A 22,040-nucleotide genomic window follows, 5' to 3' on the forward strand; every position below is an offset into this window, starting at 1 on the left:
ATGAGACGAGACCTCATTGTCCGATTTGAGCCGTTTGTTGCTCGGCTTGCGGAGATGCATTGCGTTTGCAGACTTTCGCTTCGATTTGCAGTGGTTCTTTACCGGCTTCGGGTCCCTGGACTTCGACAGCCAGCAGGTTCTGCGAGGCCCAGTCTTCGTCGGTGCGCAATTGGAAGGCGAAACGTCCGTCGGTTTCGGAGGTGTTCGGTTTTTCGATCTTGATGTCCTCGTGGCGCCCATTCATGTACCAGAGGGTGGCTTGCAAGGTTTTCACCGAGGTGTCGGCGAAGCGGATGTCGATCTGGTGACTGCCGTTACGCAGGTCCATATTCTTGCTGTTGACCATCAATTCGTTCTTGCCCGGCTTGAGCTTGGCTTTGCTGCTCATCAATGCCGGCTTGCCTTCGCAACCGTTGTTGTCCAGCAGCGCCATCATCTGGCGGTAGATGGTTTCCTGGTCCAGGCGATACAGCGGCGAGAATTCCCAGATGAGGATCTTCGGTGGGTTCTTCTGGAACTCTTCGCTGCCCAGGTACTGGATCATCGCACCCTCGAAACCGCCGCCCGGGAAGGCTACGTTGAGGATGTCGGCGCCGATGGCTTCTTGCAGGAACCCGGCGAAGTTGTAGTTCTTGCCGCTGTGACTGGTGCCCACCAGCGTGATTTGCGGGTCGCCCGCATCGCCGAACAGGTCGCCATCGCCCGCCTCGCCCTTGGGCTCGGTGGTGAACTGGTCCATGTACTGGATCGCATAGCTGGTGCCACACAGTTGCCCGGCCATGTTGTGCAGGGTGCCGGTCTTGCCCATGCGGCCGGACTTCTTGGTCTCGAATTCACGCTTGGGAATGTCGGCGAATGCCGGGATCTGCTTGACCTTCTCGGCCACGATCTTCGCCGTGCGCTGGGCGCCGTACGGGGTCCAGTGCTGGTCGCCACGGAAGTAGAAATCATGGGCCGGCAGGGTTTCGGGCAGGTTTTCGTTGGTCAGCGGCGACAGGTCCGGCACCACGTAACCCATCTGGGCGAAACGGCCGAGCATGGTTTTGTAGTTGGTCAGCGCCTTCTCGTAGTCGAAGGCGGCCTTTTCCTGCGGGTTGAGCTTGTTGCGGTTCACCAGGCCCCGGGTCGGCTGGTAGACAAGCACCAGTTCTACGCCTTTTTTCTTGAACGCATCGTGCAACTGCTGCATGCGCTTGTAGCCGGCCGGCGTGGTGTTGAACTCCGTGCGCAGGTCTTCCTGGGTACGGAACAGCCAATCGCCCTGGGCCTGGACCAGCGTGGTGAAGTTCTGCTGGTAGCGCGTGGTGTAGTTTTTCGCGTCATGGGCAGCCGGGCACAGGTTGCAGCAAGGTTCGGCGGTAAAGGTCGGTGCTTTGACTTCATCGGCGCGCGCGCCGCTTGCGGCGGCGAGAATGCCGGCGGTCAGGGCGGACAGGCCCAGAAGTTTGATCATGTGTGGGTTCATAAAGGTCATTCCTCAGTCCCGCAATTCGGTCTGGCTTTCAACAGGGTCGATCAGCACGGCTTTTTGCTGGCGCACCAGCAGGTCGAGGATTTCGTCCTGGCGTTCGCCCAGGATCCCCGTGAAGCTGATGCCGCTGGATTTGGTCGGCGCGAGCATGGACACGCGGTACAGCTCGACGCTCAAAGGCGAGTCGATGGACAGCGGGCCGCTGCCGTTGCCGGCCAGTTCGCCGCCGACCACGATCAGCGACACCTCGGTGTCGAACGGGTCGAGCTTGATGTCCCGGTCGGTGTCGGACAGGTCTTTGATGTGGCCATACAGACCGGTCAGGCCATTGGCCATGGACAGGTTTTCGTACAGTCGGATGTTTACGCTGTTACGAATCCGGATGCCGTGGCGCTGGTTGCTGATCACCTTGTTGCCCCACAACAGGTTGTCACCACTCTCATAAAGCGTGATGCCGTCGGTGTGGTTCTTGTAGATCTCGTTGTAGGCGATCACGTTGTTCACACTGTTGCGGTCGATCACCACGCCCGAGAGCTTGTTGTCGTAGCTGCGGTTGTTGAAGATGAAGCTGTCATTGACCTCACGGGAAATAATGATCCCGTGCTTCTTCTTGGTTCCGTAAACGGTGTTGTCGGCAATGATCAGCCGATGGGAACGGTCGTGGGGGTCGATGCCGTAGACGATGTTGTCTTTGTAGGTGTTGCCCTTGATCACAAAGTCTTCCGTTTCGTAGCAGTAGAAGCCGTACCACATGTCCGAGAACTCGGAACCGATGATCCAGCCGGTCGGTTCCGGGCGCTTGAGGACCTTGGCCATGTTCGGCGTGTACTGGGAAATACTCACGCCGTACGACTTACTGTTGGCGTAGCCGAAGCTGGCCATCTTGGTATTGACGATGTAGGTCTCGGTACCACCCCAGGACAGCAGGAACGGACGGAACTCGTTGGGCGAACGGAACGTGGCGGGGCCGTTGTCCTTTTCGCGCCAGCCGGTGACCTTGGTGTCGCGGATGAACATGTGCCCATCGTTGACCAGGAACGAGCCGCCCTCCTGGGACAGGCGCAGTTCCTGGGTCTGCTTGTCGATTTCCAGGATGCCTTTTTCGCCCACGACAATCGGGATCCGCGCCAGGAACACCCCTGGCGACGTTTCCTTGAGGTACTGCTTGGGCACTTTCTTGACCAGGTCCTTGAGGTTCATGTAACCGTCGTCGATGAAGATGGCCTGCGGGATGCCGTGCTGACGCACCACCCACTCGGCCATCTTGTTGTCGCCGCCGATGAAGTCCTTCAAGGCGTTTTCCTGCATCATCCGGCGCACGCTGACTTTGCCGGGCTTGCTGCGCACGATCTTCGCCGCGACCGCTTCGGCGGTATAACCCTTGAGGTCGGGCAGGGTTGGCGCGGCCAGTTCCAGCGGCGCGGTCGGCGCGCTGCTGACGGTGTAGGTCTTGGCTCGTTGCAGCTCCTTGACCACGTTGCCCGGCTTGACCGCCGGTTCAACGTTGGCGAACGCCGATGAGCCGGCCAGCAGCATCGCTGCGGCCAACAGGCTGATCGAACCCTTCATCGCCTGGCTGTTCCTGAGGTAGCGGTTCATATCGGGCACTCCCATGGCCGTTCGCATCAGAAGCGCCAGATCACGTCGACAAAGGCACGATGCATGTACGAATCGACCTCTTTGCCGTAGGCGTCGCCTGGCTTGAACACGCCGCCACGCAAGCGCACCAGCGCCGACGGCTCATCTATGGATTGACTCAGCGCAGCCGGCAACAGGCCTTGCTTGAAGTACTTGGTGACCACCAGATCGACTTCCTGGCCCAGGTCCTTCTCGCCGTCGCGCAGCGGCAGGGTCGAGGTGGACAAGATGGCGCCGGTCACGTCGTCGGTGTTGTTTTGCACGGCATTGATGCCGTTGCTGCCCACCGCCTTGTTGCCGTCCACGCGCCAGAACTTGTGGTACACGAGGCTGGCGTCGTATTCGTCGCGCAGTTGCCAGGAGCCGAACAGGCTGGCGCTCTGGGTGTTGGCCATTTCGCCACGGAAGGCCTCGCCGAAACGGTGGACGCGCGAGCGGGTGCCGGTGAAGTTCGAGCGGTTACTCTGCAGGCCGTTCTGCTCGTAGTCCTCGCTGGCGCGGGCGTAGGCCGCACCGACTTGCCATTGCGGATCCAGACGCAGGCGGATACCCAGGTCGGTGGCCCAGCCGTCAACGTCGTCGCTGCGCTTGAGCTGCGCGGGGCGGGTGCCGTCGGCGTCGAGCGGGTTGACGGTGTCGCGGTCGCCGGTCATGCCGGTGATGCTTGCCCAGTAATTGACGGTGTTGGTGTTGCGCCAGTTGTAGGCATCGCTGTTGGCTTCCAGGCCGAGCCAGGTCAGGTCACCATTCTGGGTCTTGTCCAGGGTGTCGGTGGCTTCGCCCGGGGTCGGGTAGTCCAGGCTGCCGTTGTCATGGGTGTGGTGCGCGCGGATCCCGGCCCATTGGCCTGGCATCCATTGGTACGCCACGTCACCGTAGACGTGCAGGCGATCCTCGTCCTGGGGCGACAGTTCCTTGAGGTCGGTGCGGTATTCGCTAAAACGCTCGGCCACGCCCAGGTTGGCGCGCAGCAGGGTGGTGTCGAAGGTCCAGTTCAGGGCCTCGATGTTGGTGTCGCGCCATTGCCCGTCGTCGTTGCGCAGGCGCTGGCGACCGAACTTCAACAGTTCGCCCGGATAAGGCGTGAGGCCGCTGTAGCCAATCCAGAATTCGCGCATTGCCAGGTAGCTTTTTTTGGCTTCGCGATCACCGCTGTCGGTTTGCTGGGTCGCGTCATCCGACTGCTGCAGCGTGTCGGTCTCAATGATGTCGGTGGATGTCACGGCCTGGGCCATGGCGTAGCCGCTCCAGTTACCGCTTTCGCCATAGATCCAAGGGCGCAGGTCCAGGCCGATACCGTTGACGTCGCCACCGCTCTGGGTGCCGAGGTCGCGGTCATCTTCGGACTGGCCGGTGATCTTCACTTCCAGGCCGAAATTCTTGCTTTCGGTCAGCGCCGCCAGGGTCGGGCAGGACCACAGCAGGGCAAACGACAGGCCAATACCAGCCTGTACAAAAGGGTTGAGCTTCAAAAGCTTCATAGAGGTTCCTCGCCGTCATCTTCTTTTAGGGCTTGCAGTTCAAGCGTATCGGGGCTCATGGCGCCGCGAATGGCCTGCTCTTGTTGTAGCAGGCGTTGCGCTTGTGCAAGTTGTTCCGGCGGTAATTGTGCTTCGAGGGTCTGGGCAAGCTCGGTGGCCTGCGGGGTGTTTTGTGCCTTGGCCAACTGGCTGAACACGTAAGCGTTGACCGGGTTGGGCTTGGTGCCCTTGCCTTGGGAGAACAGCTGGGCAATGGCGTAATCGGCGCTGTTCTGGCCGTTGCGGGCGGCCTTGAGCAGGTGGTCCAGAGCCTTTTGCGAGTACACCTGGCCCAGATAACCACGGCGATAGATCTGGCCGAGGTAATAATCGGCCGCCACTTCACGGCCCACGGCTTTCTGGAAGTGCGCCTCGGCGACCTTGGCGTCGGCGGGCACCCACTTGCCTTCGTAATACAGCTTGCCCAGCAACAGCTCGGCGCGCGGCTGGTCGGCGGCGCGGCCGTTTTCCAGGTACTGCATCATCTTGTCGACGTCACCCAACTCGGGGAAATCGTAAAGCAGCTGCGCCAGGCTGACCCAGGAAGCGGGGTAGCCGGGGGCGATGCCTTCGAGCAACGACTGGGCGGTTTTCTCGTCGGTCTTGCCCAGGCTCTGATCGGCCAGGACGCGGGCGACGCTGTCTACACGCTGGGCCGAGACCACACCGCGGGCGTGACCGGCTTGCATCTGCTTGATCAGCTCGGCCTGTTGTTCCGGCTGGCCGCGTTTCTGGTAGACCGTGGCCAATTCGACGTAGCAGATATCGGTGGTCGCCAGGGCGGCCTTGCAGACCTTTTCCACTTCGTCCAGGTGCTGGTCGTACGTGCCCTGGGTGCGGTAGAGCAGGATCTGCGCCAGGCCGGCTTCCGGGTAGCCGGCGCTGCGCCATTGGCTGATCTGCTGCTGGGCGTTGACGTTCGGGAAGCTGTGGGGGTATTGCAGGTACAGCATCGCCAGCGGGATCAAGGTATTGCCTTCACCGTTGGCGAAGGCTTTTTTCAACAGGCCTTCGGCTTCGTGTCTTTCAGCCTCGGTGGATCCGGGCTTGGCCACCAGCAGGCGACCCAGGCGAGCCTGGGCGCGCGGCGAGATATCGGCGGCGGCGCGGTAGGTCGCCTCGGCCTTTCTCATCTGCTCGGGGTCGCGGCTGTCCACCTGGATATCGGCCAGGCCCACCTGGGCCTCGCTGTAGCCCAGGTCTGCCAGTTGCTGATAGTTCTGCTGCGCCAACGCCGTGTCGCCGCGCTTGAGGGCTTCGTTGGCCAGACGCTGGTCGGGCAGGCCGGCGCAACCGGCCAGGCTGACGGCCAGTGCCAGGGCACACAACGCATAGCCTGTGTGGGAGCGAGCCTGCTCGCGATGCAGGCTGCTCGGAGTCTCAGACAGACCGCGTCGATCCCATCGCGAGCAAGCTCGCTCCCACAGGGAACGCGGCGCATTGTTGTTTTGTGGAGTGATCACGGGCATATCCTCGACTTAAAGACCAACGGCCATGGCTTTGTCGATCAGCCAGTTCAGGCTTGGGCCACGATCGCTGACGACTTCCACGGGACGGCCGGCCAGCGCGCTGTCGAGGGCTTCGTCGGGCTGGATCAGCACGCGGATATCGGAAGACAGGTCGGCGCTTTTCAGGCTGGTGCTGCTGACGATCTTGCCGGTACGGGTGGTGTCTTCGCCGGCCACCTGGAAGCTGACCGGTGTACCTGGGCGCACGTCGCCGAACTGGCGATAGGAGAAACGCGCTTCAACGTTGGCTTCGGCGCCACGTGGAACCAGTTGGAAGATCACGTCGCCCTTGCTGGCGTACTGGCCGTTGGAAACCAGTTGCTGGGCCACGATGCAGTCGCATGGCGAGGTGAGGGTGCCGGTCATTTGCTTGCCGAACAGCTCTTCAACCTTGGCCGGCTGCAGCTGGTTGTCGTCCAGGTGACCCTTGAGTACGTCCAGCATGCTGGTGCTGAAAGTCGCCAGCGGAGCGCCTTTGGCGGCCAGGCCGTCGGCCTTGACCAGGCTCTGCACGGTGCCGTCGCGCGGCATGGTGATGGCCATGCCCGGTACGTTGACGATGCCGGCCTGGGCGTGGCTGACGAAGTACATGCCGTATACCGACTTGAAGATGAAACCGAACGCCGCCAGGCCGACAATGAAGATGCCCAGGCTGAAGGTCACGGCGCGCAGGCGGCCGAAGGCGCTCATGCCACCGTTGTCATCTTTCTGTTTGCGGGCCTTGGTGAAGTTGTCGCGTTGCAACGTCGCCAGCACGTCGCCGACGCCCACGATGTCGCCGCCCAGGTGCGAGGTGATGATATGGCGCAGTGTCGAGATGTCACGCGGCTCCAGGTTCTGGAACTGGCAACCGGTGCGGCCGGTCTGGCGGTCGTGGGAACGGATTTGCAGCTCCACATCCATGGCCAGGCCAAGGTTGTCGATCACGAACTGCAGGCGGGCCTTGTACGTCTCGCCAACCTTGAGCGGCATCTGGCCGGCGTTGAAGCACAGCCCACCGGCCGACAGGTCCAGGACCTTGACTTCCATGGGCGTACGGTCTGGGCCGAAGAAGCGCAACTTGGCCGGGATTTTGACCCGGGCGTGTTGGCGTTGGGCTTCGGATTCATGCACTACGTTGACATTCACGGCGGTGTTCATAGGGGCGATTTCCTAGTTAATTCAGGCAAGTTCGGTCAGACCATCGTCAGCAGCACGGCGACAAAGATGCTGCCGGCGGAGAAGGTCATGGTCCGAGACGACCAGGTGTTGAACCAACGTTGAAAGCTGGCGAGATCACGGGTCAGGTGGGTGGGCTGGCGGGTCCAGGACTGTTGATCGAGGCGGAAGAACACATAGATCTTCACCATCGCGCCGACGATCTGGTTGTAATAGAGAATCGCCGGGTAGGCCGGGCCGATCCGGTGTCCGGAGCACGACAGCAACAGGGTCAGTAGCAGCCGCGTGATGCCGATCCACAGCAGGTACACCAGGATGAACGCGGTGCCGTACTTGATGCTGGCGATGATCGCCACGGTCAAGCCCAGCAGCGAAGTCCACATCGAGACGCGCTGGTCGAACAGCACCACCGACGTGAACAGGCCCAGACGCCGCAGACCCAGGCCCAGGGCCCGGGAGTTCTGCCGCAGGTTGTTGCCGTACCAACGGAACATCAACTTGCGACTCGCCTTGATGAAGCTTTTTTCCGGCGGATGCTCAACCGTGTTGATGGCCGCGTCTGGCACGTAGAACGTGTCGTAGCCCAGGCGCATCAGGCTGAACCAACTCGATTTGTCATCGCCGGTGAGGAACTTGAAGCGGCCCAGGCGCCAGTGTTGCAGCGAGTCGCTTTCCACGTCGGCGATGAAGTCCGGGTTGGTGACCACGGTCGCGCGGAATACGGACATGCGTCCGGTCATGGTCAACACGCGCTTGGACAGGGCCATGGAGCACATGTTGATGTGACGCTGGGCGAAACGCAGCTTGTGCCACTCGCTCATGATGTAGCCGCCGCGTACTTCGCAATATTCGTTGGTGGTCAGGCCGCCGACATTGCCGAACAGTTGGAACCACGGCACGGTCTTGCGCACCACGCCCTCGGCGAGGACGGTGTCGCCATCGATCACCGCGACCACCGCGCGATCGTCCGGCAGGTGGCGGGAGATGGCGCGAAAGCCGTAGGCCAGGCCGTCACGCTTGCCGGTGCCAGGGATGCGCACGAAGTCCAGCTTGACGTGCTCGGGCGGGTTCATGCGGGCCCAGAGGCTCTTGACCAGCAACTCGTCGGACATTTCCACGATGGAGCAGACCACGGTGGTGGGCAGCCCGCACTCGATGGCTTCGCGAATTACCGAGCCATAGACCTGGGCGGTGGTCAGCGCATCGATGCGAAAGCTGGTCACCATCAGGTACACATGGGACGGGTCCGCCGCCTTGCCCAACTTGCGAACCTTGCGGCGCAGGTGTGGGTAGACGATGTACAGGAAGATCATGCCGCGCACGAAATGCGTTGCTCCCATGGAGTAACGCCAAATGCCCACGGCGCCGATCAGGAAGATGAAGTCCTTGGATTCGGCGTCGAACGTGGACGTGGGCAACGCCGTGGCGATGCCCATCAGTAAACTCAAGTAAAACAGCCAACCGGCGGCCTGAAGCAGGCCGTGCTTTAGCCTGTGCATAATCTGCATCCGTCTCTATCTCGGGCGGGCCCTGGGGGCGGCCCGATGGGTTAAGGCAGGCGAAAGGCCGGCCGGGGCGAGCCCCGGCCGGCTAACAGACTTACCAGCAGATGCCTTCGGTCCGGCCATTCGCAGAGGTGGCCTTGGACATGAACCCAACCAGGTCGATGACCTGCTTGCCTTCCGGTACGTTCTCGGTCAGCGCGCGGAACTTCTCGTCGCGGTTGCCGAGGATGATGATGTCGGAGCTGTCGATCACCGCGTCGAAGTCGGAGTTGAGCAAGGACGAGACGTGAGGGATCTTCGACTCGATGTAATCCTTGTTCGCACCGTGGACACGGGCGTATTCGACGTTGCTGTCGTAGATGCGCAGGTCGTAGCCCTTGCCGATCAGCATTTCCGCCAGCTCTACCAGCGGGCTCTCACGCAGGTCATCGGTGCCGGCCTTGAAGCTCAGGCCCAGCAGGGCGACTTTGCGCTTGTCATGGCTGGATACGATGTTGAATGCGTTCTGAACCTGGGATTCGTTGCTGCGCATCAGCGAGTTCAGCAGCGGTGCTTCCACGTCCAGGGAGCCTGCACGGTAGGTCAGGGCGCGCACGTCCTTGGGCAGGCACGAGCCGCCGAAGGCGAAGCCTGGGCGCATGTAGTACTGGGACAGGTTCAGGGCCTTGTCCTGGCAGACCACGTCCATTACTTCACGGCCATCGACGCCGACAGCCTTGGCGATGTTGCCGATCTCGTTGGCGAAGGTGACCTTGGTGGCGTGCCACACGTTGCAGGTGTACTTGATCATCTCGGCGACGGCGATGTCCTTGCGGATGATCGGCGCATCGAGTTCTTCGTACAGCGATTGCAGGACGTCGCCCGAGGCTTTGTCGAACTCGCCGATGACGGTCATTGGCGGCTGGTCGTAATCCTTGATCGCGGTGCTTTCGCGCAGGAACTCAGGGTTGACCGCAACGCCGAAATCAACGCCGGCTTTCTTGCCGGAGCAATCTTCGAGGATCGGGATAACGACGTTGGCCACGGTGCCTGGCAGTACGGTACTGCGGACCACGATGGTATGGCGGGTGGTTTTCTCGCGCAGTACAAAACCGATTTCACGGCACACTGCTTCGATGTAGTTCAGTTCCAGGTCGCCATTCTTCTTACTTGGCGTGCCGACGCAAATCATCGACAGATCGGTATCACGAATTGCTTCGGCGAAGTTGGTAGTACCACGCAACCGACCTGTTTGAATGCCTTGCGCCAACAGCTCGCCAAGACCCGGTTCAACGATCGGGGATTTACCCGCGTTGATCATGTCGATTTTGTCTTTGGCGACATCTACGCCAACTACGTCATGGCCCCGTGCAGACAGGCAACCGGCACATACTGCACCGACGTAACCCAAACCAAATATGCTAATGCGCATCGCATTTACCTCTGTTTTCACGCCATTAAATGGCCGGAGTTAATAGTGTTCAGCGGTCATCGTGCACTCGGAAGTGTGGAATGCAGGCGCCACAGTGCCGTGTGCAGGCATACAAAGTTCCGAGTGTCTAAATAATTGCACTCAAGTTGTGCGCAAAGCGGCCTAGTTGTTATGACCTGCCCTGTTATGCAGCCAGTCCTCGTTGGCGGGACGTCGGTGCAAAAGATCCTTCACTTCAGACTCCTGGCAAAAAGCCCACAAAATCAGAAGCTTGTGTGCTCGGGGGAGCACGTTAATAGGGGCGCAGCCTTGGCCTTGTAGGGGATACTAATGGTGCATTATCTCCCGTCCTTCAGGGTGGATCCAATTAGACGACCGTTTCGCTAAGTTGTCGTTACAACTCTGTTACTCCGGACGACGTGCCACGTAAGTTATCTCGTACATCCTCGGCGAGAATCGTTACGGGTGGTATGAGCCGTGCGTTTTGACATAGTTCCGATCCGCTCATCGCCATTTTCGAAATTTTTCGAAATATCTGCCTAGATGGCACTGCCCTCATAGTGATAGCACTCGCGTTTTTAGCCTTTAGTTTCGGGGAGTTGAGGGGGGTAGATAGTTTTGTGCCACTACTGATGAAAAAATTCCGTGCCACTACGGAAAAATCTGACATTTGTCGAGTGAAAGAAAAGTTAGCGCGGTGTGTGTTTGTTTTATTGGCGCCAAGAAAGTGGCAAGTAGGGAGGGGAATCGGGATGACATCTAGCGAAGTGATCGAGGCCCCTTATCGGGGCCTGAAAGAGGTATTGCGTTATTGCGGGGCGTGGTCGCGCAAGAAGACCAGTTTTTCCGGGGTGGATTGTTCGGGGTTGTAGCGATAACCCTGCACATCAAACTCCCTTAGTGCAGTGGGATTATTAATGCGTTGTTCGATGACAAATCGGCTCATCAGGCCCCGGGCTTTTTTCGCGTAGAAGCTGATGATCTTGTACTGGCCGTTCTTGAGGTCCTTGAATTCGGTATCGATCACCCGTGCCTTCAGGGCACTGCGTTTAACCGCCGAGAAGTATTCATTGGAGGCCAGGTTCAACAACACGTCGTCACCCTGTTCGGCCAAGGCTTCGTTCAACCATTCGCTGATGCGGGTGCCCCAGAAGGCGTAAAGATCCTTGCCCCGGGCATTGGCCAGTTTCGTGCCCATCTCCAAGCGATAAGGTTGCATCAGGTCCAGGGGGCGCAGCAGGCCATATAAACCGGACAGCATGCGCAGGTGCTGTTGGGCGAAATCGAAATCGGCGTCACCGAGGCTTTGCGCATCGAGGCCGGTATAGACGTCGCCTTTGAAGGCCAGCAATGCCTGTTTGGCGTTGGCGGGGGTGAACGCCGGGTTCCAACTGCCGAACCGTGCTGCGTTGAGGCCGCCGATCTTATCGGAAACGTGCATCAGTTCGCTGATCTGGGCCGGCGAAAGTTCGCGTAGTTGCTCGACCAGCTCCTGGGAGTGGTCAAGGTATTGCGGCAGGGTGAAGCGCTCGATGGCCGGCGGTGTTTCGAAATCGAGGGTCTTGGCGGGGGAAATCACCATCAGCATGCAGACGTCTCCTTTGAGGGTGCGGCGATTCTAGGGGGTTGTCCGGGTGGACTCCAGCTATTGGGGTGATAGGGGATGGATGGTGGTGGTGCCTTTGTGGCGAGCAAGCAAGCTCCCTCGCCACAAAGGCAGGTTCTCCAAGAAGGATCAGCTATCATGCCGCGCGGGTTTCGTTATGGAGACATCCCCTTTGCGTATCGCCCTTCTATTGTCGGCCTGGTTGTTGAGTTTCGCTGCGATCGCCGCACCCAACGACGTCGCCACCTTGGACCGCAGCACCTGGCCTGAGCAACTCACCAATCCGACGCTGTTCGATGTTGCCTCGCGCGCCGAGATCCTGATGTTCGCCCGGGTATTGCTGGACGTCGATGCCATGGATGAAGTGGCGCTCAAGCAGTACCTTGGGCTGCGCTCGGTCAATATGGCGGCGGTCGACGCGCTGCGCACACGGCTGTGGCAGCGTCTGCTATCGAGTTACAACTTTGCCCAGCGAAGCTGTGAATTGGATGCCTCCTTCTGCTATCTGGTGGAAAACATGGCGACCCTGCGAGAAGAAGCGGGCAGGTTCCAACTCGATGATAATTCCTACTACATCAAGTGGGCCGAGCCGAGCCGGACCTTCCACACCCACTATCGGGACGAGTTGTTGCGCAAGGCGGCGCTGTTTCCCCAGGTCAGCAGTGAAATCGAGCGTTTCGGCGATTACGAGCGCAACGGCGAACAGATGAACGACCGGCTGTTCTTGCTGACCTTCGACAGCGGGGCCAATATCGCGCCGGATAACACCCCGTGGCTGACCGAATACCTGCGAAAATCGAACATGAACGGTACGTTCTTCGTACTCGGCAAGGATATCCAGGCGCGGCTGGCGGATCGCTCGGTCAATGATCTGCAGAGCCTCTATTCCAGACAATGCGTCGGTGTGCAGGGCTGGGAGTTTCGCTCTCACAGCTATTGGCAGGATTGGCAAGACTCGGTGCGGCGCAGTGTCGACCTGGTCAAGGGCAAGCTGCCGGAGAATTTCGTGCCGCTGTTCCGCCCGCCCCAAGGCCAACGCCGGGGCGATGCGCAATCATTCTTCCAGGCACAGGGCCTGCAAGTGGCGCTGTGGGATATCGATCCTCAGGACAGCACCAACCGCCTCAAGCCCGAACAGAGTGCCCAGCGGGCGCTGACCTTGATGCTGTTGTGGCGCCATGGCGTGATCAACTTCAACGCCAAGCAGGATGCGGTGAAAATCGCACTGCCCTGGCTCGTAGCGCAAACGGCGCAGAGCGGGATCGGCTGGGAGGAATGTCAGGACGCGTTTCGCTGAAAGATGGGAAAGGCCCGGAAACATTGGGCGGGGCGGGTTTTTTGGCATGCATTCGGTGCGACCCGACTTCCGACTTTAACGGTGCGACAGCGGTACGCCAAGGGTTATTCGTCACTCTGAAAAATAAACTTCAAAAAAGCGTCAAAGTGCTTTTTCCTGTCATGTGTTTTGGAGTATCAAGAAGTCAGACCGCCGAAACCTGCAACACAGGTGGCGTCTTCCAAGACCCAGATTGTGTGCAGTTCACCTGAATCCTCGCGGGTGAATTCGGTGGCTACCTCGAGGCGCAGCACTGTCACGGTATTGCGTCGAATGGCCCCCACATAGGTGACCGAGTATGGATGACCACGGACGTAGCCCTTCCTCCAACCAGCCAATCCTCTATGTACTCGATACCAACGTATTGATCCACGATCCAAACGCGCTCCTGAACTTCGAAGAACACCACGTAGCCCTCCCGATGACCGTCCTTGAAGAGCTGGACAAGCTCAAGAGTGGGCATCACAGCGTGGCGGCCGAATGTCGCCAGGCGATCCGCCTGATCGACAAGACCCTGGGGGACGCCTCTCCCGAGGACGTCGAACTCGGCGTACCGATCCAACGTGGCAAAAGCGGCCCCAAGGGCCTGCTCTCGATCCTGATGAGCAAGCGCACCGAACCCAACCTGGTGCTGCCTGAACACCTTAACGACAACATCATCATCAACCAATTGATCGACCTGCACGCGCGCAACAAGGATCAGGCCGTGGTGCTGGTGACCAAAGACATCAACATGCGCCTCAAGGCCCGCGCCTGCGGGATCGCGGCCGAGGACTACAGCACCGACCAGCTGGTCGACGACGTGTCGCTGCTGCCCAACGGCTACCACACGATGACCGGCTCTTTCTGGGACCGCGTGAGCAAGGTCGAGACCCGCCAGGACCATGGCCGCACGTGGCACCAGGTGCAATTGATCGACAATCTGCCGGCGGTGCACATCAACGAATTCATCATCGACGAACAAGGCTTCGTCGGCTGGATCAAGGAAATCCAGGTCGACAAACTGCTGATCCTCGACTTGCATCAGGAACCCTTGTTGCATCAGGAGGCGTGGGGCCTCAAGCCTCGTGACATCTACCAGAGCCTGGCGCTGTTCGCCTTGCTCGATCCGGATATCCACCTGGTCAACCTGTCCGGTGCGGCTGGTTCCGGCAAGACCATCCTGGCCCTGGCCGCTGCTATCGAGCAGACCATGGTCAGCAAGCGTTACCGGCGCATCATCGCCACCCGCAGCGTGCAGGGCCTGGACCAGGAGATTGGCTTTTTGCCCGGCACCGAAGCGGAAAAAATGGAGCCGTGGCTGGGCGCGATTACCGACAACCTCGAAGCCTTGCACATGGATGACGAAAGCACCCATGGCAGCGTCGACTACATTCTCAGCAAAGTGCCGTTGCAGTTCAAATCCCTCAACTACATCCGAGGCCGCAGCTTCCAGCAAAGCCTGATCTTGATCGACGAATGCCAGAACCTGACGCCGCACCAGATGAAAACCATCATCACCCGTGCCGGCGCCGGTTCCAAAGTGGTGTGCCTGGGTAACCTGGCACAGATCGACACCCCATACCTGTCCGCGACCAGCTCCGGGCTGACCTACCTGACCGAACGCTTCAAGGACTTCCCCAACGGGGTCCATATCACCCTGCAAGGCGTACCGCGCTCGATCCTGGCCGAATACGCTGAGTCTCATCTGTAACACCAGCCGAACCGGGCGACCTCACCGTCGCCCGGTTCTTCCATGCACCACATAACCCTGTGGGAGCGAGCAGGCTCGCTCCCACCAAGGATCTTCAGTGGTCTGCTAATTACGGGCACGACAATCAGCCCTGCCAGAATCTGACCCACGGGTTTACAATCGACGCTCCTGATCAGGAGTAACCCTGTGCTGACTCATCTCGATTCCCAAGGTCGCGCCAATATGGTCGACGTGACCGACAAGGCCGTGACGTTCCGTGAAGCCACGGCTGAAGCCTTTGTGCGAATGCTGCCCGATACCCTGCGGATGATCGTCAGCGGCGGCCATCCCAAGGGCGACGTGTTTGCCGTTGCCCGCATCGCCGGCATCCAGGCTGCGAAGAAAACCAGCGACCTGATTCCGCTCTGCCACCCGCTGATGCTCACCGGCGTCAAGGTCGAGCTCAATGCCGAAGGCGAGGACCGGGTACGTATCGTTGCCCGTTGCAAACTGTCGGGGCAGACCGGAGTGGAAATGGAAGCGCTCACCGCCGCCAGCGTCGCCGCGCTGACTATTTATGACATGTGCAAAGCCGTGGACCGGGGCATGACCATCGAAGGCGTGCGGGTGCTGGAAAAGCTTGGCGGCAAGAGTGGTCATTTCCAGGCGGATGCATCATGAAAATCACTGTGAAGTTTTTTGCTCGCTACCGCGAAGCGCTCGGCGTGGACTCGGTTAAGGTGGAAGGCGGTTTCGCCACGATTGACGACGTGCGCGCCTTGCTCGCGCAGCGTGACGGCGCCGAAGTGCTGAGAGAGCAAAACCTGATGTGTGCCCGCAACGAGGATCTCTGTCAACTCGACGAGCCAGTGGCGGACGGCGATGAGGTGGCGTTCTTTCCCACCGTGACCGGAGGCTGAGCCATGGCGATTCGGGTACAGGTGGAACCGTTCGACCCGGGCAGCGAAGTCAACGCGATGCACGCGGCCAATGTCGGCGTGGGTGCTGTGGTCAGTTTTGTCGGCTACGTGCGCGACTTCAATGACGGCCTCGATGTGTCCGGGATGTTCCTGGAGCATTATCCGGGCATGACCGAGAAAGCGCTGGGCAAGATCGCCATCGAGGCCGAGCAGCGCTGGCCATTGCTCAAGCTTGAAGTGCTGCACCGCATCGGCGCCTTGGAGCCGGGTGAGCCGATCGTTTTTGTCGGCGCCGCCAGCGCCCACCGCCAGGCGGCGTTCGACGCCTGCGCCTTTGTCATGGACTACCTCAAGACCCGCGCGCCGTTCTGGAAAAAAGAAAACACCGTCGATGGCCCGCGCTGGGTCGAAGGGCGGGACAGTGATCATGCGGCGGCGGATCGCTGGAAGCAGTAGTCCACGTCGTTTCTTCGCAATACTTATGCCCGCATCGCGAGCAAGCTCGCTCCCACAGTGGCGCTTCGTTGCACACAATGTTTGTGTCTGACACAGATCCCCCTGTGGGAGCGAGCCTGTTCGCGATGAGGCCGGTAGCCTCCCATCACTTTCGCCTGTTTCCCCAATTGACGATGTGTACATTAAAGTCCAGTATGGATTTATCAGTACAAAATCAGTCGCACCTGCCTTTCTCTGCCAAACCAACAACAACCCGCGAGAGAACGATTATGAAGAAACTCCCCCTCATCACTGGTCTGGCCTTGAGTCTGTTGGCCTCCGGTAGCCTGTTCGCCGCCGATAAAACCTTGCGCATCGGTATCGAGGCGGCTTATCCGCCGTTTGCTTCGAAAACCTCGGAGGGGAAAATCGAGGGGTTTGACTACGACATCGGCAATGCCTTGTGCGCACAGATGCAGGTGAAGTGCGAGTGGGTCGAGGGTGAGTTCGATGGGCTGATCCCGTCCCTCAAAGTGAAGAAGATCGACTTGGCCCTGTCGTCCATGACCATCACCGAAGAGCGCAAGAAGTCGGTGGATTTTACCCACAAGTACTACTTCACCTCATCGCGCCTGGTCATGAAGGAAGGGGCGTCGGTCGATGACCAGTACGCCAGCCTCAAGGGCAAGACCGTCGGCGTGCAGCGCGCCACCACCACGGACCGTTTCGCCACGGAGGTCTTTGAGCCCAAGGGCGTTACGGTCAAGCGCTACAGCAATAACGAAGAAATCTACATGGACCTGGCGTCGGGTCGCCTGGATGCGATTTTTGCCGACACCATTCCTTTGGAAGACTTCCTGTCGATGCCTCGTGGCAAGGGCTATGCCTTCGTCGGGCCGGAGCTCAAGGACCCGAAATACGTCGGCGAGGGCGCCGGGATTGCGGTGCGCAAGGGCAACACCCAATTGGTGGCGGATTTGAACGAGGCCATCGATGGGATTCGGGCCAATGGCGAGTATCAGAAAATCCAGGCCAAGTATTTCAAGTCGGATATCTACGGCGATTGATCGATAGCCTTCGCGAGCAGGCTCGCTCCCACAGAGGATTTGTGTCGTGCACGAGATATGTGTGCAAAGCGATTCAATGGGGGAGCGAGCTTGCTCGCGATGGCGTCAGGCCAGGCAACCCAAAACCTCAGCCCTTCAATTCCTTCAGATGCTTGTACACCGTCGCCCGCCCCATGTTCAGCACATTGGCCACATAGTTGGACGCGCTCTTGCCCTTGAACGCGCCTTCGGCATGCAGCGCCAACACCAGCTCGCGTTTGTGGTCGCGGGTCAGCAGGTTCAGGCTCAGTTGACGCTCGCGCATCCAGGCGTGCAGGAAAGTGTTGATCCGCTCCTGCCAGTCATCACGAAACAGTGAATCCGGCTGGGGAATCAATTTGCCTGGCGACAGGAACAGATCCAGCGCGGCCTTGGCATTCTCGAACAGCGAAATATTAAGGTTGATGCACAGCACCGCCAGCGGATGACCGTTGGCATCACGCAGGACGCTGCTGAGGCTGCGAATCTTCTGTCCGTCCCAGTTCAGTTTTTCGTACGGCCCGATGTTACGTTCGCTGACGTCCTCACTGAGCATGTCTTCCAGGGACGAGTCATCGCCGATTTCGCGCTTGGACAGGTTATTGGCGATGTAGTCGACCTTCTGGGTGCGCAGGTCATGCAACACCACTTCCGCGTGGGGGTAGAACAGTGTGGCGATGGCATCGGCGATAGTGCGGAAGTTATCGAGTGTCGGATTGGCTTGCGGGGCATTCATGACAGGACTCCAGACGGTCAGCGCCCCGTGGAACAGGGGCGCGGGGGAGTGTGCCGCAATCGTGGCGATGCGTCACCTCACCGAAGGTCAACCCAGGCGAGTGGGCGATAGCATCGCGGCGTTCAGGCCGAAACGGGTCAAAGGCTCAGGCAGTGGTTCACCGCGCGCCAGTGCCGCGCTTGCCTGGCCCATGGCAGGGGAGGTCTGGATGCCATAGCCCCCCTGGGCCGCGACCCAGAAAAGGCCGGGCACTTGTGGATCGAAGCCGGCCAGCAGATCACCGTCAGGCACGAAGCTACGCAATCCGGCCCAGGTGCGGGTCGGACGGCGAATGGTCAGGGTGGTCGCCTCTTCGATCTGGTAGATGCCCATGGCGATGTCCAGCTCTTCGGGCTGTACGTCGTGTGGTTCGACCGGGTCGGCATTGGCCGGAGAGCCGAGAAACATGCCAGCGTCGGGCTTCATATAGAAAGATTCGTCGAGGCTCACCAGCATCGGCCAGTCGTGGATATCCACACCCTCGGGGCCAGCGAAAATGAACGCCGCCCGCCGCTTGGGTTGCAGGCCCAGCTTGCGCGCGCCGGCCATTTCGGCCACTTGATCGGCCCAGGCGCCGGCCGCGTTGATCAGCACCGGCGCGTAGAACGTCTGGCTGGCGGTCCTGACCTGCCATCGCCCTTGGTCGTCGCGGATCAAGTCCAGCACTTCGCTGTCGGTGTGTACCTCACCGCCGCTGCGACGGATACCGCGCAGATAGCCTTGGTGCAGCGCATCGGTATCGATATCGCAAGCCGTGGGGTCGTAGATCGCGCCGTGGACTTTTTCCCGTCGCAGGATCGGCAGGCGCAGGCAGGCCTCTTCGGCGCTGAGCAATTGCATTTGCGGCACCGTGGCCTTGGCGCTGAGGTATTGGTTACCAAGCTCGGCCGGGTCGCCGATGAAGTCCACCGTCATTTCGCCGCGCGGGGTGAGCAACGGGTGTACGCAGAACCCGGCTGGTGGTGCGTCGAAGAAATCCCGGCTGGCCTGGGTCAATGCCCGTACCTGAGGGGTGCCGTAGGCTGCGGTGTACAACGCCGCCGAGCGTCCGGTGGAGTGATAGGCCGGATGGGATTCGCGTTCAAGCACAATGACCCGGCCGTGGGGTGCGAGCCAGTAGCCGGTGGAAGCACCGGCGATGCCGCCGCCGATGATGATGAAGTCTGCTGAGATCATAAAGTTCTCCTGTCGAGCACATTGCCGGGAGTTTCCGAGAACCCGTGGGAGCGAGCCTGCTCGCGAAAGCGGTGTGTCAGTCACGCGTATTTATCTGATAAACCGCTTTCGCGAGCAGGCTCGCTCCCACAAGGGAAAATGGGTGTGTCAGTCGAGAAGTTGGTAAAGCGCATTCGCCAGCGCAACATCCTCCAGCCCCAACCCAATGGAACGGAAAAACACATGGCGCTCATAGTTTGGTCGCGCCGCACGTTCGCTCAGCAGATCGGGCAAGTCACCCACAATGCTTGAAGGCTCCCAGCCATGCTGTTCAGCGGCGATCAACATCTCGCCAGCCGAGCCCGGAGTGGTCTGACGATAGTCGCAGAACACATCCATGTCGTTGAGGCTCTGGGGCGGTACTTCATGCGCGCGCGGGGCATTGGTGCTGATGGATGTGATCAACGTCGGTTTGCCGAGGGTCTGCGGGTCTAGCACCGCTACGGCGGACGAGGTGCAGAGCATCACCACATCGACGTCGTGCAACGCGGCTTCAAGTGTATCGGCGATGTGCAGGCGCGGGTCGAGCCCGGTGATTTGCGCGAGATCCTGGGTTGAGCGCTCTTTGAGGCTTGGCGAATAGAGACTGATGCCTTGCCAATCCCGCAGTCCCTTGACGTACTGCACATGGGCGCGCGCCAGCGCGCCACTGCCGATCACCGCCAGGCGCCTGGCGTTGTGCGGGGCGAGGGCATCGATGGCGACGGCGGTGGTGGCGGCGGTGCGGACGGTCGTCAGCTCGGCGGCATCGCACAGCATCAACGGCTGGCCGGTCTGCATCGACATCAGCAAAGTCCAGGCGGTGATGAGTGGCCCTTGCTCGCGCACGATGTAGGGCGAGGTCTTGACCCCATAGACCTGGTCTTGAGCCAGCACACCGAGGAAGTTGATGAAGTCCCCGGCGCCCTCGGGAAACACCACCCTTTGCTGGGGCGGCTGCACCGCTTGCCCGGCCGCAAGATCGCGGAACAGCTTGCGCAGGACTGCCAGCACATCGACGTGCCCGAGCAGTTCTCGGGCCTGGGCTTGGGTCATGACATGAGGCGTATTGGTCATCGTAGACTCCGGGTGTCTCGAGTAAACTAATTTGTCCATTATGGACTTTTAGTTTATCCGAGCAATATCCCCGGGCAAAAAAAAACGCAGCCTGTGTTGGCTGCGCTGATCGTTCCCACGCGCTGCGTGGGAATGCCTCAGTGGACGCGTTGCGTCCGTCTCGACGTTAGGGCCGCTTGCGCTCAACCGGCCGCAACAGATGAGTCGGTGGCATCTCGCAACTGATCTTGCGACCCAGCAGCGCTTCGATCGACGGCAACTGGTAAGAGTCGTCTTCGCCGGCAAAGCTGATCGATACACCTGCTGCCCCGGCACGACCCGTGCGACCAATGCGATGCACATAGTCGTCCGGTACTTCAGGCAAGGTGAAGTTGATCACATGGCTGATGCCGTCGATGTGAATGCCCCGACCCGCCACATCGGTGGCGACCAGCACGCGGATCTTGCCTTCGCGGAAACCTTCCAGTGTCTTGATCCGCTTGTGCTGCGGCACGTCGCCCGAGAGCTGGGCGGCGTTGACGCCGTCGCGCACCAGGCGTTCCTCGATGCGGCGCACTTCGTCCTTGCGGTTGGCAAATACCATCACCCGCTCCCAGCCATTGTCGTTGACCAGGTTGTAGAGCAGCTTGTACTTGTCGGCACCGGCAACGGCGTAGATATGTTGCTCGACGTTCTCACTGGCGACATTCTCGGCTTCGATTTCGACGATGGCCGGGTCAGTCGTCCACTGTTTAGCGAGGTTCATCACATCGTCGGTGAAGGTGGCGGAGAACAGCAGGGTCTGGCGTTCGCTTTTCGGCGGGGTCTGGCGAATGATCTGGCGGACCTGGGGAATGAAGCCCATGTCGAGCATGCGGTCGGCTTCGTCCAGCACCATCACTTCGACCATGTCCAGGTGCACGTCGCCGCGCTGGTTGAAATCCAGCAGGCGGCCCGGCGTGGCCACGAGGATGTCGCAGTGGCGGGCTTCGAGGTGCTTGAGCTGCTTGTCGAAATCCATGCCGCCCACGAACGTCATCACGTTCAGACCGGTGTACTTGGTCAGGTCGGCGGCGTCCTTGGCGATTTGCACCACCAGTTCGCGGGTCGGCGCAATGATCAGCGCGCGCGGTTCGCCCATATAGCGTTCCTTGGGCGGTGGGGTCTGAAGCAATTGGGTAATGATGGAAATCAGGAATGCGGCGGTCTTGCCGGTACCGGTCTGGGCACGGCCGATGGCGTCTTTGCCAGCGAGGGTGTAACCGAGCACCTGCGCCTGGATCGGCGTGCAATAGGGAAAGCCCAGGTCCTGGATGGCATGCATCAATTCAGGGGCGAGCTTGAAATCGTGGAAGCGGGTCTTGCCTTCCTGGGGCTCTACGACAAAGTCCTCGAGCTTCCAGGCGACGACGGGCGGTTTTGGTGCGCGTTCGCGGCGCGGCCTTGGCGCTTCGCTGCGTGGCTTTTCCTGGGCAGGGGCCGCGACAGGCTGGGCTGCGGTGGCGGTTGGCGGCGTTGTTTTCGCCTCCGCAACCGGCGGTGCGGTCCGGCGCGACTGCTGCGCATCGGCGCGGTTCGGGGCCTGGGGCGCGCTGGCGACAGGCGCGAGCTGCTCGGCCTCGCTTTTACCGAACATCTTCTTGAGTGCTTTGAGCACGGTCATCTCATCGATTGGTTAAGGAATGTACGCCGGCCAGTGTAATGCAAGAAACGGGCGCGGCGTAGTGTGTTCATCAAAGCGCTGGCGTGC

Annotated in this window: 18 protein-coding genes; 6 read left to right on the forward strand and 12 right to left on the reverse strand. The window is 60.3% G+C overall.

Translation table 11 applies throughout. The features are described from left to right. Window positions 1-13: 13 nt before the first annotated feature. The 8 genes from J3P76_RS05180 to yaaA all read right to left on the reverse strand — a co-directional run bounded on the left by J3P76_RS05180 (window position 14) and on the right by yaaA (window position 11,799). Window positions 14-1,465: an alginate O-acetyltransferase gene (locus tag J3P76_RS05180; protein WP_434675904.1), complete on the reverse strand. Its 1,452-nt coding sequence runs from the start codon at window positions 1,463-1,465 to the stop codon at window positions 14-16. Window positions 1,466-1,477: 12 nt separating this feature from the next. Further along, complete coding sequence (algG, locus tag J3P76_RS05185) at window positions 1,478-3,070, reverse strand: mannuronan 5-epimerase AlgG (RefSeq protein ID WP_420765393.1); 1,593 nt, start codon at window positions 3,068-3,070, stop codon at window positions 1,478-1,480. A 26-nt stretch (window positions 3,071-3,096) separates the two neighbouring features. Beyond that, a complete protein-coding gene (locus tag J3P76_RS05190) occupies window positions 3,097-4,581 on the reverse strand; it encodes an alginate export family protein (protein WP_434564143.1) in 1,485 nt (494 codons plus the stop codon). A gap of 5 nt (window positions 4,582-4,586) precedes the next feature. Then, a complete protein-coding gene (gene algK / locus J3P76_RS05195; protein ID WP_420765392.1) occupies window positions 4,587-6,092 on the reverse strand; it encodes an alginate biosynthesis TPR repeat lipoprotein AlgK in 1,506 nt (501 codons plus the stop codon). A 15-nt stretch (window positions 6,093-6,107) separates the two neighbouring features. After that, window positions 6,108-7,277 (reverse strand): PilZ domain-containing protein, encoded by a 1,170-nt coding sequence (locus J3P76_RS05200; RefSeq protein WP_434701620.1) that lies wholly within the window; start codon window positions 7,275-7,277, stop codon window positions 6,108-6,110. A 35-nt stretch (window positions 7,278-7,312) separates the two neighbouring features. Then, complete coding sequence (gene alg8 / locus J3P76_RS05205; protein WP_420765390.1) at window positions 7,313-8,794, reverse strand: mannuronan synthase; 1,482 nt, start codon at window positions 8,792-8,794, stop codon at window positions 7,313-7,315. Between the two features lie 100 nt (window positions 8,795-8,894). Then, entirely contained in the window at window positions 8,895-10,211 is a 1,317-nt protein-coding gene (locus tag J3P76_RS05210) for a nucleotide sugar dehydrogenase (RefSeq protein ID WP_434607617.1), read from the reverse strand. A gap of 808 nt (window positions 10,212-11,019) precedes the next feature. Beyond that, window positions 11,020-11,799 (reverse strand): peroxide stress protein YaaA, encoded by a 780-nt coding sequence (gene yaaA, locus J3P76_RS05215; protein ID WP_434675905.1) that lies wholly within the window; start codon window positions 11,797-11,799, stop codon window positions 11,020-11,022. Between the two features lie 190 nt (window positions 11,800-11,989). Between yaaA and J3P76_RS05220 the strand changes: the two genes are divergently transcribed. The 6 genes from J3P76_RS05220 (at window position 11,990) to J3P76_RS05245 (ending at window position 17,247) form a co-directional block, all read left to right on the forward strand. Next, a complete protein-coding gene (locus J3P76_RS05220; protein WP_434564142.1) occupies window positions 11,990-13,114 on the forward strand; it encodes a polysaccharide deacetylase family protein in 1,125 nt (374 codons plus the stop codon). Window positions 13,115-13,451: 337 nt separating this feature from the next. Then, entirely contained in the window at window positions 13,452-14,846 is a 1,395-nt protein-coding gene (locus J3P76_RS05225; RefSeq protein ID WP_030139644.1) for a PhoH family protein, read from the forward strand. 186 nt (window positions 14,847-15,032) lie between these two features. Continuing rightward, a complete protein-coding gene (gene moaC / locus J3P76_RS05230) occupies window positions 15,033-15,506 on the forward strand; it encodes a cyclic pyranopterin monophosphate synthase MoaC (RefSeq protein WP_434648847.1) in 474 nt (157 codons plus the stop codon). Beyond that, a complete protein-coding gene (locus J3P76_RS05235; protein ID WP_434607612.1) occupies window positions 15,503-15,745 on the forward strand; it encodes a MoaD/ThiS family protein in 243 nt (80 codons plus the stop codon). Before moaC ends, J3P76_RS05235 begins: the two co-directional genes overlap by 4 nt. A 3-nt stretch (window positions 15,746-15,748) precedes the next feature. Then, window positions 15,749-16,201 (forward strand): molybdopterin synthase catalytic subunit MoaE, encoded by a 453-nt coding sequence (gene moaE, locus J3P76_RS05240; protein WP_420765385.1) that lies wholly within the window; start codon window positions 15,749-15,751, stop codon window positions 16,199-16,201. Between the two features lie 269 nt (window positions 16,202-16,470). After that, entirely contained in the window at window positions 16,471-17,247 is a 777-nt protein-coding gene (locus J3P76_RS05245) for an ABC transporter substrate-binding protein (protein WP_434701622.1), read from the forward strand. Between the two features lie 127 nt (window positions 17,248-17,374). Here the strand turns inward: J3P76_RS05245 and J3P76_RS05250 are convergent, their stop codons facing one another. From J3P76_RS05250 to rhlB, 4 genes are all read right to left on the reverse strand, one after another. Beyond that, a complete protein-coding gene (locus J3P76_RS05250) occupies window positions 17,375-18,001 on the reverse strand; it encodes a helix-turn-helix transcriptional regulator (protein ID WP_420765383.1) in 627 nt (208 codons plus the stop codon). An 87-nt stretch (window positions 18,002-18,088) separates the two neighbouring features. Beyond that, the gene (locus J3P76_RS05255; RefSeq protein WP_434675907.1) at window positions 18,089-19,216 is read right to left on the reverse strand and encodes an NAD(P)/FAD-dependent oxidoreductase; all 1,128 of its coding nucleotides are present in this window, start codon (window positions 19,214-19,216) and stop codon (window positions 18,089-18,091) included. Between the two features lie 147 nt (window positions 19,217-19,363). Continuing rightward, window positions 19,364-20,311, reverse strand: coding sequence for an ornithine cyclodeaminase family protein (locus tag J3P76_RS05260; protein WP_434675908.1), 948 nt, complete (start codon window positions 20,309-20,311; stop codon window positions 19,364-19,366). A 166-nt stretch (window positions 20,312-20,477) separates the two neighbouring features. After that, window positions 20,478-21,953: an ATP-dependent RNA helicase RhlB gene (gene rhlB, locus J3P76_RS05265; protein WP_434675909.1), complete on the reverse strand. Its 1,476-nt coding sequence runs from the start codon at window positions 21,951-21,953 to the stop codon at window positions 20,478-20,480. Window positions 21,954-22,040 lie beyond the last annotated feature (87 nt).

It is taken from the genome of Pseudomonas sp. D1-36, from assembly GCF_051132205.1.
Lineage (GTDB): Bacteria > Pseudomonadota > Gammaproteobacteria > Pseudomonadales > Pseudomonadaceae > Aquipseudomonas.

What these genes read in the sequence shown, in the direction of transcription:
- J3P76_RS05225 (WP_030139644.1), top strand. Translation starts at nt 13,452, where the DNA reads ATGGATGACCACGGACGTAGCCCTTCCTCCAACCAGCCAATCCTCTAT.
- rhlB (WP_434675909.1), bottom strand. Translation starts at nt 21,953, where the DNA reads ATGACCGTGCTCAAAGCACTCAAGAAGATGTTCGGTAAAAGCGAGGCC.
- moaE (WP_420765385.1), top strand. Translation starts at nt 15,749, where the DNA reads ATGGCGATTCGGGTACAGGTGGAACCGTTCGACCCGGGCAGCGAAGTC.
- J3P76_RS05250 (WP_420765383.1), bottom strand. Translation starts at nt 18,001, where the DNA reads ATGAATGCCCCGCAAGCCAATCCGACACTCGATAACTTCCGCACTATC.
- algG (WP_420765393.1), bottom strand. Translation starts at nt 3,070, where the DNA reads ATGAACCGCTACCTCAGGAACAGCCAGGCGATGAAGGGTTCGATCAGC.
- J3P76_RS05245 (WP_434701622.1), top strand. Translation starts at nt 16,471, where the DNA reads ATGAAGAAACTCCCCCTCATCACTGGTCTGGCCTTGAGTCTGTTGGCC.
- J3P76_RS05210 (WP_434607617.1), bottom strand. Translation starts at nt 10,211, where the DNA reads ATGCGCATTAGCATATTTGGTTTGGGTTACGTCGGTGCAGTATGTGCC.
- J3P76_RS05200 (WP_434701620.1), bottom strand. Translation starts at nt 7,277, where the DNA reads ATGAACACCGCCGTGAATGTCAACGTAGTGCATGAATCCGAAGCCCAA.
- J3P76_RS05260 (WP_434675908.1), bottom strand. Translation starts at nt 20,311, where the DNA reads ATGACCAATACGCCTCATGTCATGACCCAAGCCCAGGCCCGAGAACTG.
- J3P76_RS05255 (WP_434675907.1), bottom strand. Translation starts at nt 19,216, where the DNA reads ATGATCTCAGCAGACTTCATCATCATCGGCGGCGGCATCGCCGGTGCT.
- J3P76_RS05180 (WP_434675904.1), bottom strand. Translation starts at nt 1,465, where the DNA reads ATGAACCCACACATGATCAAACTTCTGGGCCTGTCCGCCCTGACCGCC.
- alg8 (WP_420765390.1), bottom strand. Translation starts at nt 8,794, where the DNA reads ATGCACAGGCTAAAGCACGGCCTGCTTCAGGCCGCCGGTTGGCTGTTT.
- J3P76_RS05235 (WP_434607612.1), top strand. Translation starts at nt 15,503, where the DNA reads ATGAAAATCACTGTGAAGTTTTTTGCTCGCTACCGCGAAGCGCTCGGC.
- yaaA (WP_434675905.1), bottom strand. Translation starts at nt 11,799, where the DNA reads ATGCTGATGGTGATTTCCCCCGCCAAGACCCTCGATTTCGAAACACCG.